The sequence below is a fragment of the Rhodopila globiformis genome, assembly GCF_002937115.1.
GTDB classification, from domain to species: domain Bacteria; phylum Pseudomonadota; class Alphaproteobacteria; order Acetobacterales; family Acetobacteraceae; genus Rhodopila; species Rhodopila globiformis.
This window is the reverse complement of record NZ_NHRY01000182.1, coordinates 87,595-97,951: the sequence shown is the minus strand read 5'-3', so window position 1 is coordinate 97,951 and position 10,357 is coordinate 87,595. Positions and strand designations below refer to the sequence as shown.

At 63.9% G+C, this 10,357-nt stretch carries 15 protein-coding genes; 5 read left to right on the top strand and 10 right to left on the bottom strand.

Annotation, left to right across the window (positions count from 1 at the left end; genetic code table 11):
• Positions 1–607 precede the first annotated feature (607 nt).
• From CCS01_RS16980 to CCS01_RS16965, 4 genes are all read right to left on the bottom strand, one after another.
• Entirely contained in the window at positions 608–1,402 is a 795-nt protein-coding gene (locus CCS01_RS16980; protein ID WP_104519960.1) for a hypothetical protein, read from the bottom strand.
• 77 nt (positions 1,403–1,479) lie between these two features.
• Positions 1,480–1,737 carry a type II toxin-antitoxin system prevent-host-death family antitoxin gene (locus CCS01_RS16975; RefSeq protein WP_104519959.1) on the bottom strand — a complete coding sequence of 86 codons (258 nt, stop codon included), beginning with the start codon at positions 1,735–1,737 and terminating at the stop codon, positions 1,480–1,482.
• A gap of 231 nt (positions 1,738–1,968) precedes the next feature.
• Positions 1,969–2,373 (bottom strand): HEPN domain-containing protein, encoded by a 405-nt coding sequence (locus CCS01_RS16970; protein WP_104519958.1) that lies wholly within the window; start codon positions 2,371–2,373, stop codon positions 1,969–1,971.
• Positions 2,370–2,795, bottom strand: a complete 426-nt coding sequence (locus CCS01_RS16965; RefSeq protein ID WP_239992202.1) for a nucleotidyltransferase domain-containing protein — start codon at positions 2,793–2,795, stop codon at positions 2,370–2,372. Before CCS01_RS16965 ends, CCS01_RS16970 begins: the two co-directional genes overlap by 4 nt.
• 64 nt (positions 2,796–2,859) lie before the next feature.
• Here CCS01_RS16965 and CCS01_RS16960 point away from each other — a divergent pair, with 64 nt between their 5' ends.
• The 4 genes from CCS01_RS16960 (at position 2,860) to CCS01_RS16945 (ending at position 4,293) form a co-directional block, all read left to right on the top strand.
• Complete coding sequence (locus CCS01_RS16960) at positions 2,860–3,102, top strand: AbrB/MazE/SpoVT family DNA-binding domain-containing protein (RefSeq protein ID WP_104519957.1); 243 nt, start codon at positions 2,860–2,862, stop codon at positions 3,100–3,102.
• Complete coding sequence (mazF, locus tag CCS01_RS16955) at positions 3,103–3,441, top strand: endoribonuclease MazF (protein WP_104519956.1); 339 nt, start codon at positions 3,103–3,105, stop codon at positions 3,439–3,441. It begins immediately after the preceding gene.
• A gap of 124 nt (positions 3,442–3,565) precedes the next feature.
• Complete coding sequence (locus tag CCS01_RS16950) at positions 3,566–3,865, top strand: hypothetical protein (RefSeq protein ID WP_104519955.1); 300 nt, start codon at positions 3,566–3,568, stop codon at positions 3,863–3,865.
• Positions 3,865–4,293 (top strand): type II toxin-antitoxin system VapC family toxin, encoded by a 429-nt coding sequence (locus CCS01_RS16945; RefSeq protein ID WP_193540142.1) that lies wholly within the window; start codon positions 3,865–3,867, stop codon positions 4,291–4,293. The genes CCS01_RS16950 and CCS01_RS16945 overlap by 1 nt, the downstream gene beginning before the upstream one ends.
• A 168-nt stretch (positions 4,294–4,461) precedes the next feature.
• Here the strand turns inward: CCS01_RS16945 and CCS01_RS16940 are convergent, their stop codons facing one another.
• The 3 genes from CCS01_RS16940 to erpA form a co-directional block, all read right to left on the bottom strand.
• The gene (locus CCS01_RS16940; protein WP_104519953.1) at positions 4,462–4,881 is read right to left on the bottom strand and encodes a putative toxin-antitoxin system toxin component, PIN family; all 420 of its coding nucleotides are present in this window, start codon (positions 4,879–4,881) and stop codon (positions 4,462–4,464) included.
• A 3-nt stretch (positions 4,882–4,884) separates the two neighbouring features.
• Positions 4,885–5,145 (bottom strand): ribbon-helix-helix domain-containing protein, encoded by a 261-nt coding sequence (locus CCS01_RS16935; protein ID WP_104519952.1) that lies wholly within the window; start codon positions 5,143–5,145, stop codon positions 4,885–4,887.
• 762 nt (positions 5,146–5,907) lie between these two features.
• Positions 5,908–6,243, bottom strand: a complete 336-nt coding sequence (gene erpA, locus CCS01_RS16925; protein ID WP_104519967.1) for an iron-sulfur cluster insertion protein ErpA — start codon at positions 6,241–6,243, stop codon at positions 5,908–5,910.
• 68 nt (positions 6,244–6,311) lie between these two features.
• On the opposite strand from erpA, the gene CCS01_RS16920 reads away from it, so the two are divergent.
• Entirely contained in the window at positions 6,312–7,472 is a 1,161-nt protein-coding gene (locus tag CCS01_RS16920) for a deoxyguanosinetriphosphate triphosphohydrolase (RefSeq protein WP_104519951.1), read from the top strand.
• A 646-nt stretch (positions 7,473–8,118) separates the two neighbouring features.
• On the opposite strand, the gene pdxA is transcribed toward CCS01_RS16920, so the two are convergent.
• The 3 genes from pdxA to CCS01_RS16900 all read right to left on the bottom strand — a co-directional run bounded on the left by pdxA (position 8,119) and on the right by CCS01_RS16900 (position 10,355).
• Entirely contained in the window at positions 8,119–9,111 is a 993-nt protein-coding gene (gene pdxA / locus CCS01_RS16910) for a 4-hydroxythreonine-4-phosphate dehydrogenase PdxA (RefSeq protein ID WP_104519949.1), read from the bottom strand.
• Between the two features lie 102 nt (positions 9,112–9,213).
• Entirely contained in the window at positions 9,214–10,062 is an 849-nt protein-coding gene (gene folD / locus CCS01_RS16905) for a bifunctional methylenetetrahydrofolate dehydrogenase/methenyltetrahydrofolate cyclohydrolase FolD (RefSeq protein ID WP_104519948.1), read from the bottom strand.
• Positions 10,059–10,355 carry a DUF167 domain-containing protein gene (locus CCS01_RS16900; RefSeq protein WP_104519947.1) on the bottom strand — a complete coding sequence of 99 codons (297 nt, stop codon included), beginning with the start codon at positions 10,353–10,355 and terminating at the stop codon, positions 10,059–10,061. The genes folD and CCS01_RS16900 overlap by 4 nt, the downstream gene beginning before the upstream one ends.
• Positions 10,356–10,357 lie beyond the last annotated feature (2 nt).

Below are 10,357 nucleotides of genomic sequence, written 5' to 3'. Positions count from 1 at the left end.
ACCGTCAATGGCGATCCCATCATCGTCTCTCCTGGTCCGAATGCCGTTCGAGGTTACGAATCGAACCTTGAACGTGCTGTCAACCAGGCGCCCGGCCGGGAGAGTCCTTCTTTATGCGGGTTGGTATTACTACACTATAGGTTACACCCGCAACAGTGGCCACCCCGGCAAGTGCTCCACCAAGGACTTTCAAAATCGGCGGCTGTTGCTCTAGAAATCTCAGGATACTCACTTCTATTGCTCCTCACCAGCAGCGAATCGGCATCAACCCCCTCCCGAAATCAAATGCCAGTCCGCCCGAAATTGCCAGTCAAGATGCGGCCTCTGACGACCGATGCCATCACCCGGGCAAGCCGCGCCTGCCTTTGCGCCTCGGTCTCCGTCCCGGAAGCGGTCCCGATCCGTTGGTCTTAGGGTGTCCATGACCGTAGGATAACGCCGTCCGGCCGCGCTTGCCAGTGTCGTCGGAGGACGCAACCAAGACGCATCGGCGACAACAGCGTTTCGCTGCCTGACGGGCACAGCACCGGTTGGCTTCGTCATCAGGAACCCAATCGAAAATACATCCGCGTCCAGCCCGATGCTGCCGCCGGCGCGCGCCCCGTCGTCAGGCGCGCCCTGTCAGCCCGCCGGGCGAATCGGGGGGCATTTCGAATCCGGCTGAAAAACCTCGGCGACGCGCAGACTCTGCCGCTTCAGCCATTCGATCCTTGATGGCGGCAACGGATTCAACACGACATAGGTATCCGGCCTCGATGTTTGTAAGGCATTCGGTGCCGTGGCCGAATTCGGCGCGCCAGAATTGCTCGAGTTCGTATCCATGCTTGTTGCTTAGCACATCCGGCACGTCCTGGCGAACCGCACTATGCCGAGCTTCGCGGGTTTCCGTCAGGGTTGTCATGCCCGGCACATGGCCGCCGTGGTGCTCGACAAAGCCTCGCAGATTGGCAAGCGTACCGCCAAACCCGACATGATCGTCAACCAGACGATAATCGGCGCCGGCAACCACATCGCCGGTAAACAGCGGCGGCGTCACGAGGCGGTGCCACCCGCTTGCCTTCGTGTGACCAACCTTGGTGGACTGCACGACGCAGCCGGCCGCGGCCGCCAGGCCAAGCTCGGCGGCGAGCGCCTGTGCCATGGCATCAGGGATCACGTTGAAGCCTGTGACCTCATCGGCGGTCACCGCCAGGACAAGCGGCCGGCGACCCGCCAACAGGCGGCCGAGCCGATCGGCGGCGTCCATGGCCAGCAGATCCATAACCAAGGCCTTGGCGGCCACGGGGTCGCCAGACTTCGCCGCAGCGTAAAACGGGTGGCTGTCCCGGATCTTCTGCACACTGTGAATGGCGACTTCGGGAAAGTCGGCAGGCCATGGCGTGCGAGGAATGAAACCCGGCATGCTTCTGGTATGCAACTTTCCGGTGTATTTTCAAACACGCGTCGCAAGACCGCATCGGCCTCGCGCCAACAGCCGTCTCAATCCGGCAGGCCGGGCCCATGCCGGCTGAACGCCGGATCATCGAAATCGGCCGGCAAACGCACGGTGAGGCCATCCAGCCCAAGCGCGCGGCGGACGTTCTCCGCCTTCTCGAAATCCATGCCGGAGGTCCGTTGCGCGGACACCAGTTCGACGAACGGACGGCCGTATCTGGTGACGACAACGGGCTCGCCGCGAGCGGCGGCCGCGGCGGCTTCGGCGAAGCGCGCTTTCGCCTCGCGGATCGAAAGTTCCATGGCGCATCTCCCGTTGCATCGGCGCCCAGGGTCAACCGGCGGGCCAAGCGGCACAACAGTGTAACGCCGGAAAGGTTTGTGGTCACCACGGGACCACGCCTCGCCCGGAAGCCGCCGGCGTATGACGGGGCGAAAAGTGTTGGCGCCATGCCATGCTCAGGCGTGCAACCCAGGCGCCTTATGCCCGGTCGTCAGCGATGATGCGGAGCGACGCCTCGACCGTTCGCCTGCTCAAGCGGAAGACGGGCGGAGCCTGTACCGGACACCACAGACCGCAAGGAAGCTGCCGGCCGCCAGTAGCGCCTCTCTGGCTTCCTCGGGTGATGGCACGATCGTCTCGTCGTAATCGGCCGCGGTTCTTTCGTCCTTCACTTCGTTGAATGCTTTCCCGGTGGCCCTCAGAGCGTCATCCCCGTCCCGGACCAGCAGTCCGAACTGCTGGATAACCCCATCGTGCCGCTTTGGCGCACGGCCGGCCGCATGAAACAGGACCGCCCGGGCCGCATGGAACATGGCATAGTCGCTGGCGTGGATGACAGCCATCGGCGAGGCATCCGGATCCTGCGCCAAGGCCTCGCGGAGGTGCGCTTCCGCCTTCTGCCAGGATACCGCTGCCCGATCGGGATCGGAACTCACGTGATTTCCACGCCGTCGCGCAGGATGTCCTCGGCCAGCTCCGTCACCCGCCGTCCGCGCGGTCGAAGATAATCAGACGGCAAGGGGATCGGCCGGATAAAGAAGCCACTCAGGATATGGTCATAAGCCAGGCTGGAAAGAACGCGCCGGACATGCCGGCGATCCGCCAGATCGCGGACCACGACGGCGATGTCGTAGTCACTGTCGGCGCGCGCCTGGTTGCGGGCGCGGGAGCCGAACAGGATCATTTTTTCCACGCCCGGCAGCGCGCGCTGGACGTCGCGTTTATAGGCCGCGAGGCGAGATGCTGCCTCAATGGGAAGGATGTCGGTTGCCGTCCTCATCGCCATGCCGGTTTGTGTCTCTGGCCCATGGGCTGGATCATAACACGGGTCACCGCTGTACGTCGCGCGTTTCGCCACGAACGCGGCATTGACGCCGTGGCGGCCGCCCCTATGTATCGACATTGTCGATATAGGAATGCCAATGCGGGTTCTGGTCAGGAAATGGGGCAACAGCGCCTCGGTCCGCATCCCGGCCGCCGTGATGGAAGCGGCCAGGCTGTCGCTCGACCAACCCGTGGACATCCGCGAGGAAGGCGGTCGCGTGATCATAGAGCCGATACCGGAACCGGCGTTCAACCTCGCGGACCTGCTCGCAGCGGTGTCCGACGAGAATATTCACGCGGAAATCGACTTCGGCCCTCCGGTCGGCAAGGAAATTCTGTAGGTGGGTCAAGGCGGCTATGTGCCGGATACAGGCGATATCATCTGGCTCGACTTCGATCCGCAAACCGGGCACGAGCAGGCTGGACACCGGCCGGCCGTCGTGCTCAGCCCTGCGGCCTACAATGGTCGCATCGGCCTGTTGGTCTGCTGTCCGGTGACCACGAATATCAAGGGGTACCCGTTCGAAGTGCCGCTGTCGGGGTCGCCGCCGAGCGTCGCGCTCGCCGACCAGGTGAAGAGCCTTGATTGGCGGACCCGAGGGGCGATCCGCAAAGGCGTGGCAACGCGGGAGGAAATGGCGGTCATCCGCGCGAAGATCCGAGCGCTGATCGGCACATGACGGTCCGCGTTCGGGTTGCGCTGCCCGGATATCCCCTCGCCCGCCCGGCCGATTGAGGAGCCGGCGTGTCTTGATAACCCCGGCTTCACCGGATATATTACTGGAAGCAGCACGGGCCCCGTCCATGGGCAATTCCCAAAGCCGCGCCATCCGGGCCTACCGCGCCCGCCTCGGCGAACGCGGCCTCGCCCGCTTTGAAGTGCTTGGCCGCGAGGCTGACCGGGACCTCATCCGCGCCCTCGCACGCCGGCTGGCGCAGGAGGGGCCGGAGGCATCGCGGCTGCGCGCTGCCGTCAGCCAGGCGATCGCCGGTGAACCGCCCCGGACGGGCGGCATTCTCGCGGCGCTTCGCCGTTCGCCGCTGGTTGGCGCCGACCTCGACCTTCAGCGTCCGCGGGAGACGGGGCGCGACGTCGCGATCTGATGCGCTACCTGCTGGATACCGCCATCATCAGCAACAGTGTGAAGCCGAACCCATCCGGGTCGTTGATCGCCTGGATGTCGCAGCAGGCGGACCAGGACCTGTTCATCGCCTCGCTGACCGTGGCGGAGATACGCCGCATCGTGCTGGAAGAGCCCGCCGGAAAGCGGCGCGACCGGCTTGAAGCCTGGTTTGACGGTCCCGAGGGGCCTCAGGCGCTGTTCGCGGGCCGCGTCCTTCCCTTCGACGCGGCGGCGGGCCTGATCTGGGCTCGGCTGATGGCCGAGGGGAAAGCAAAAGGCCGGCCGCGCAGCGCGCTCGACATGATCATCGCCGCGGTGGCCGAAGCCAACGGTTGCGTCGTTGTTACTGATAACGAAAGGGATTTCGCAGGGCTCGCGATCGTCAACCCGTTGCGGGGCGGAGCATGAAGGCGCCGAATGCTGACTGGCGCCCCCAGGCGGGCCGTGGTGGTCTGTGACGGCGCGCACCAGTCCCAGCCGGTCCCGCGACAGCGTGTGACATTCGACCCGCGGCCTTGGATCCTGGAAGCCCTGCGCCGCCGAACCAGGATGGGCAGCGGCGCGACCGCCATTCGGTCACGGCAGCCGCCGATGCAACGCAAGAAAGTCGCGCGCTGTCATAATCCTGGTGCCCTCATACAGCCTGAGGGCCAGCAGATCGCGCTTGTCACCGGTAACCAGAAAGTCCGCTGAACCCGCCACGGCCATGGCCAGGAGATAATTATCGGCCTGGTCAGCCAAGGCGGTGACGACAGGAAGTCGATCGATCACGGTGGCAATGTCACGCAGTTCGTTGATGAGCCGGCCCGCCAGCGCCGGGGACAGCCGCTCACATATTCTCGGATAGCGGGTCACGCGCATCAGTTCATCCAACTGTTCGACCGACGTCAGAAGGTCGAACCGGCCCTCGCGCCACAGCACGATAAGGTGGGCCGGCAGCGACGTGCCCGAGAGCAAGGCACGGATGAGGACATTCGTATCAATGACGAGCCGCACGCCTCATGTCGCCTTGGGGGACTTCGCCTGGCGCGTGGCGGCGACGGCCTCATTGATCAATGACTCCAGTTCCTCCCGCGGCACGTCGGCAAACTTGCCACGGGCCTCGGCCATGGTCTGGTCGAGCACGCGCCATTTGACGGCGTCCTCGATGAATTTCGACAGATCGCCTTTCTTCATGCCGCGCTGCGCCAGAAAACTGCGCACGGCGATGTCGGTGGCTTTTGACACCGAAACGGTCCAGCGGGTCGTGTCGTCCGGCATGGCATCCTCCTGAAAAGCCGATAGGCGTCTATCATGATAACCGCTTAAGCGCTGAAGGCCAGTCGGATACCGATGGCGACCCGCCGGATGGACCGCACGCACCGGGCTGCCGCCGACGTCAGGACGCCGCTCCTGCCCCGAACATCACGCATGACAAAGGAAATGATCATACGGCAGACAGGCCGGGCCGGATGAAAGGCAGGATCCTTGCGAGTCTCGGGCCGATGATGACAGTCTGGTCGCTATAACCAGATTGACCGGGACTCCGCCGACGAAGAAGAAGAAGCGGCCCCGCAGCCCCGGCCACTCGCCGCTTCAGCGAACGCGCGCGCACGGCGAAGGGACGCGGATCGTCACCGAGCCCGGGCGCGGGGAAGTCGTCGTCTCGGCGCAGGACTTTCATCGCCGCGAGGGCGACCGGTCCGGTGAGGCCCTGATCGCCGCCATGCAGGCCTCGCCCTGCCGCGACATCGACATCGTGCCGGAAGGCGTGCGCGCCCCGGTGCGCGGGGTCGATGTGTGGCCGGCTGGCTGCTCGATACCAACGTCCTGTCGGACCTGCGCCGTCCGAAACCGGAGCCCCGCGTGCTCGCCTTTGCCAGGAGGTTCCCACTAAATCATGGCACTGCACAAAATTCCAGCAGCCTGAATGGCGGATTCCTGCGGGCCGCGCGCAGTTCATTGCGCCGAATCGGTCGTCAGGCGCCAAATCTGGGTTCACTCGTTTACCCGGACACCAGATCCGGGACGCCGTGCCGGGCTTCAATCGACCGAGAAGCTGGTGCCGCATCCACAGGCAGACTTGGCATTCGGGTTCCGCACCGCGAAGTGGCTGCCCATCAGCGCCTCGGTGTAGTCCAGTTCCGCGCCCCCCAGCAGATCCATGCTGACGGGATCCACCACCACCCGGGCGTCGCCGTGCTGGATGATCAGGTCGTCCGGCTGCAGGTGGCCGTCGAACTCGAACCGGTACTGAAAGCCGGAACATCCGCCGGCCAGCACGGCGACGCGCAAGGCGGCGTCGGGCGGCTGCCGCGTCTCGGCGACAATCTCGGCAATACGGGCGGCGGCGCGATCGGTGACGGAAAACTTGTCCATGCGGTACAACATAGGGAATGTGCCGGCGGAATTGAAGCGGGACATAATTGTGTGTATCGCCTCGGGGCATGCCCGGTGTTTCCCCCTTGGCCCGCTACGCCGTCTCCCCAGCCACCGCGCGCGGGCGTCTGCACCCTGAGCCCGAGGCGGAGACCCGCTCGCCCTGGCAGCGCGACCGCGACCGCATCATCCACAGCTCGGCATTTCGAAAACTGCAGTACAAGACCCAGGTCTTCGTCAATCATGAAGGCGACTTCTACCGCACCCGCCTGACCCACAGCATCGAGGTGGCGCAGATCGCCCGCTCCGTCGCCCGCGCGCTGGGGCTGGACGAGGACCTGACCGAGGCGCTGGCGCTGGCGCACGACCTGGGCCACCCGCCGTTCGGCCACGCCGGCGAGGAGGCGCTGAACCAGGCGATGAAGCCGTTCGGTGGCTTCGACCACAACGCCCAGAGCCTGCGCGTGGTGACCCTGCTGGAAAGCCGCTACGCCGGCTGGGACGGGCTGAACCTGACCTGGGAGACGCTGGAGGGCCTGGTCAAGCACAACGGCCCGCTGCCGAAGCCGCCGGCCTATATCGCGGATTACGACGAGCGCTATCCGCTTGACCTGGACACCCACGCCGGCGCCGAGGCGCAGGTCGCCGCCATGTCCGACGACATCGCCTATCACAGCCACGACCTGGACGACGGGCTGCGCGCCCAGCTGTTCCGCGTGGACGACCTGCACCATCTGCCGATTGTGGGCGAGGCGCTGGCGGCGGCGCAGAAATCCAGCCTGGACGTGCCGCCGCCGCGGCTGCGGCACGAGATGCTGCGGCGGGTGATCAATGCCTTGGTCACCGACCTGATCGCCGAAACCCGCCGCTGCCTGGCCAGCCTGGACCCGGACAGTCCCGACGCCATCCGCCGCAGCAAGCAGCGCGTGGTGGCGTTCAGCCCGGCAATGGCGGACGCCAACCAGGCGATCAAGGATTTCCTGTTCGCCCGGATGTACCGCCACTGGCGGGTCAACCGCATGACCAACAAGGCGCGGCGGCTGACCGAGGGGGTGTTCCGCATCCTGCACGACAACCCCACGCTGCTGCCGGACGACTGGCGCCCCCGCGCCGGGGCGGGCGGGATGCAGCGATCGGCTGTGACCGTCTGCGACTATGTGGCGGGCATGACGGACCGCTTTGCGATGGATGAGCACCGGCGGCTGACGGATATCTCCGTGCAGGGATGAGGCTTGGGGGATTTGCGGACATTCCCGACTGGCCGACGCTAAAAGCGTGCTTCGTCAATGGATTATCGGGGCTGGCAAGATAGCTCGCTCGGGCGGGGATGGTCGAAGTCAGGCAGGGGTTGCATGATTTCAGCGGTTCGGATTCTCTCGCCTTTGCAAAGACACCGGGCGAATCCAGATGGCCCGGACTGAAATCACGCGCCCGAAGTATCGACGAGGCGGGCTGCGCTGAGCAAGCGACCTGATGGATGCGGAATGGGCCTTGATCGAGCCATATCTGCCGCCTCCAGCCAGTGTGGACGCATCCGCACAACCAGCCTGCGTGAGGTTGTCAATACGATCTTCTACGTTGCCCAGTCCGCTGCCGGTGGCGGTTGCTGCCGAAGGATTTCCCGCCGTATTCAACGGTGCAGCGCTATTTCCAGGCTTGGCGCTCCGTGGCGCTCCAAGGCCCTCAGCTCCTTCTCTGTGCGAACAGAAATGCGCCATCAACCACGCTGCCGCAACCGGGGACGCACCTTCCCGGACTGCGGCCAAGCCAGGAAGGCCATGACCCAATCCTTCACGCATGCCCCACGGTGCCAGTTTCCAGCCAGGCAGCAACCGCTCCGGACCTCAAGGTCCGATTCAATCAAACATGCTTACTTCACGCGCCTCGCCGGGCGGCCAGCGCACCTGCCAGTTCGATAGCAGCCACCAAACTCGTTGCCTCAGCAATTCCCATACCGGCGATGTCAAATGCCGTGCCATGATCAGGCGAAGTACGGATGATTGGTAAACCAAGGGTTAGATTGACGCCATGATCGATATCCAGAGTTTTCAACGGTATCAAAGCCTGGTCGTGATACATACAGATCGCGACATCGTAGCAGGCTCGCGCTTTGGCGGTAAACATCGTGTCCGGCGGCCAAGGTCCGGATACCTCGAATCCATCTGCTCGCAGTTCATCAATTGCGGGCTTTATTAAAGTGATTTCTTCAATCCCCAACGCACCTTGTTCTCCGGCATGTGGATTAAGCCCGGCAACCGCCAGGCGCGGTGACACTATGCCAAAATCGCGTCGCAAAGCCTGCTCTGTCGTTCGGCAAACCGTGACAATTCTGTCCGTTGTCAACGTCGCTATGGAATCGCGAAGCGAGGCATGTACCGTGACCGGAACAACACGCAACAGAGGGCTCGCCAGCATCATGACCTGCTGCCCGGGCACGCCGCTCAGTGCTGCCAACAACTCGGTATGCCCGGGATAGGTGAATCCCGCCTTGTAAAGCGCCGCCTTGTTGATCGGGTTGGTGACGATGCCGCTTGCGTCGCCTGCAAGCGCCAGGAACGTTGCCTGCTTGATTGAGTCAACGATGGCATTGGCGTTCGCCTTGTCAGGTTGACCTGCGGTGGGCATGACAGGAAGCCTGGTCGGGAGCACCGGAAGGCTCTGTGAGAATACAGAGGCCGCTTCAGCAATATCTGTGACCGCACGGACGGGAACAGCAAGCCGTAACTTCTGTGCCGTGTAATCCAGGCGTCCGGGATCGTCCAATGCAACGAAAACCGGACCCGTCTGACGCAGCGCCAGCCAGGCACGCAGCGTAAGTTCCCCGCCAATTCCGGCAGGGTCACCCATTGTCAACGCAAGTGGTTTCATGACGTTCGTCGTGTTCACCTGCTGCAGGAACTTCCGATCAAGACCTTTCGGCCGAAACTTCGGCCTATGATCGAGGAATGTCCAGTTGCGGCAACTGAATCGTCAACAATCATGGCGCCGACGCATTGCAGCAGTGAGTGTGTTCTCCAGCAAACATGCGACTGTCATCGGCCCGACACCGCCAGGTACCGGCGTAATGGCGCCGGCGACGCCCGCAGCGCTCTGAAACGCGACATCACCAACAAGGCGACCGTCCGAAAGGCGGTTAATACCGACATCGATTACCGTGGCGCCAGGCTTTACCCACTCTGCCGTCACCATCTCGGGCTTGCCGACTGCCACGATCAGAATGTCTGCCCGCCGGCATTCCGCCACCAGATCACGGGTCCTGGAATGCGCTATCGTGACCGTGGCATCGGCGGCCAGCAGGAGCGATGCCATTGGCCGTCCGACAATAGCCGATCGGCCCAAAACCAATGCCCGTGCGCCGGCAGTCGTCACGTTGGCTGAATGCAGCAGCTTCATCACGCCCGATGGGGTGCATGGCACCAGGGCTGGCCGTCCGTCATACAAATAGCCGACATTGATGGGATGAAAGCCGTCCACATCCTTGGCCGGATCAATCGCTTCAATCACCGCATGCTGATCGATCCCGCGAGGCAAAGGCAACTGGACCAATATCCCATCGATTGCCGGATCGGCATTCAGCGCCTCGATGGTCGCCAATAAAGCGGCTTGCGAGGTCTCGGCGGGCAGATGGATGGTGTGCGCCTGAATGCCGGCCTCTCGCGCGGCACGGTCCTTGGTGCGGACGTACACGCTGCTGGCGGGATCACTACCGACCAGCACGACAGCCAGACCGGGCGCAAAGCCCGCAGCCGCAACGTTCGCCGCAACCTCGGCACGCAATGCCGCAGCCACGGATTTGCCGTCAATAAGCCGAGCAGTCACAGAGCTTCCAGTCTCGCTTTCAAAAGGGAAACATCGCCGGCGACATGGAGAATTTTGTCGCGGCTGGTCTGGCCGAGCGTCACGGTTACCGCCGAAGCCGGCATATCCAGCGCCTGTGCGAGCACGGTACAGGCTGCACGGTTGGCGCGGCCATCCTCTGCCGCTTCGCTCACGCCAATGCGCAGGCAGGGGCCGCGCGAGGAACTGGATCGGCCCTGGATGCCAGGCCGGCGCGATTTTGGCTGAACCTTCACCGTGAGATTGACGCCATCAGGACGAGGGCACCAAAACATTT

Excerpts from the sequence above, each read along its gene's own strand:
- CCS01_RS16920 (WP_104519951.1), top strand. The coding sequence starts at position 6,312 with ATGCCCGGTGTTTCCCCCTTGGCCCGCTACGCCGTCTCCCCAGCCACC.
- CCS01_RS16945 (WP_193540142.1), top strand. The coding sequence starts at position 3,865 with ATGCGCTACCTGCTGGATACCGCCATCATCAGCAACAGTGTGAAGCCG.
- CCS01_RS16980 (WP_104519960.1), bottom strand. The coding sequence starts at position 1,402 with ATGCCGGGTTTCATTCCTCGCACGCCATGGCCTGCCGACTTTCCCGAA.
- CCS01_RS16900 (WP_104519947.1), bottom strand. The coding sequence starts at position 10,355 with ATGTTTTGGTGCCCTCGTCCTGATGGCGTCAATCTCACGGTGAAGGTT.
- CCS01_RS16935 (WP_104519952.1), bottom strand. The coding sequence starts at position 5,145 with ATGCCGGACGACACGACCCGCTGGACCGTTTCGGTGTCAAAAGCCACC.
- CCS01_RS16975 (WP_104519959.1), bottom strand. The coding sequence starts at position 1,737 with ATGGAACTTTCGATCCGCGAGGCGAAAGCGCGCTTCGCCGAAGCCGCC.
- erpA (WP_104519967.1), bottom strand. The coding sequence starts at position 6,243 with ATGGACAAGTTTTCCGTCACCGATCGCGCCGCCGCCCGTATTGCCGAG.
- CCS01_RS16950 (WP_104519955.1), top strand. The coding sequence starts at position 3,566 with ATGGGCAATTCCCAAAGCCGCGCCATCCGGGCCTACCGCGCCCGCCTC.
- CCS01_RS16960 (WP_104519957.1), top strand. The coding sequence starts at position 2,860 with ATGCGGGTTCTGGTCAGGAAATGGGGCAACAGCGCCTCGGTCCGCATC.
- pdxA (WP_104519949.1), bottom strand. The coding sequence starts at position 9,111 with ATGAAACCACTTGCGTTGACAATGGGTGACCCTGCCGGAATTGGCGGG.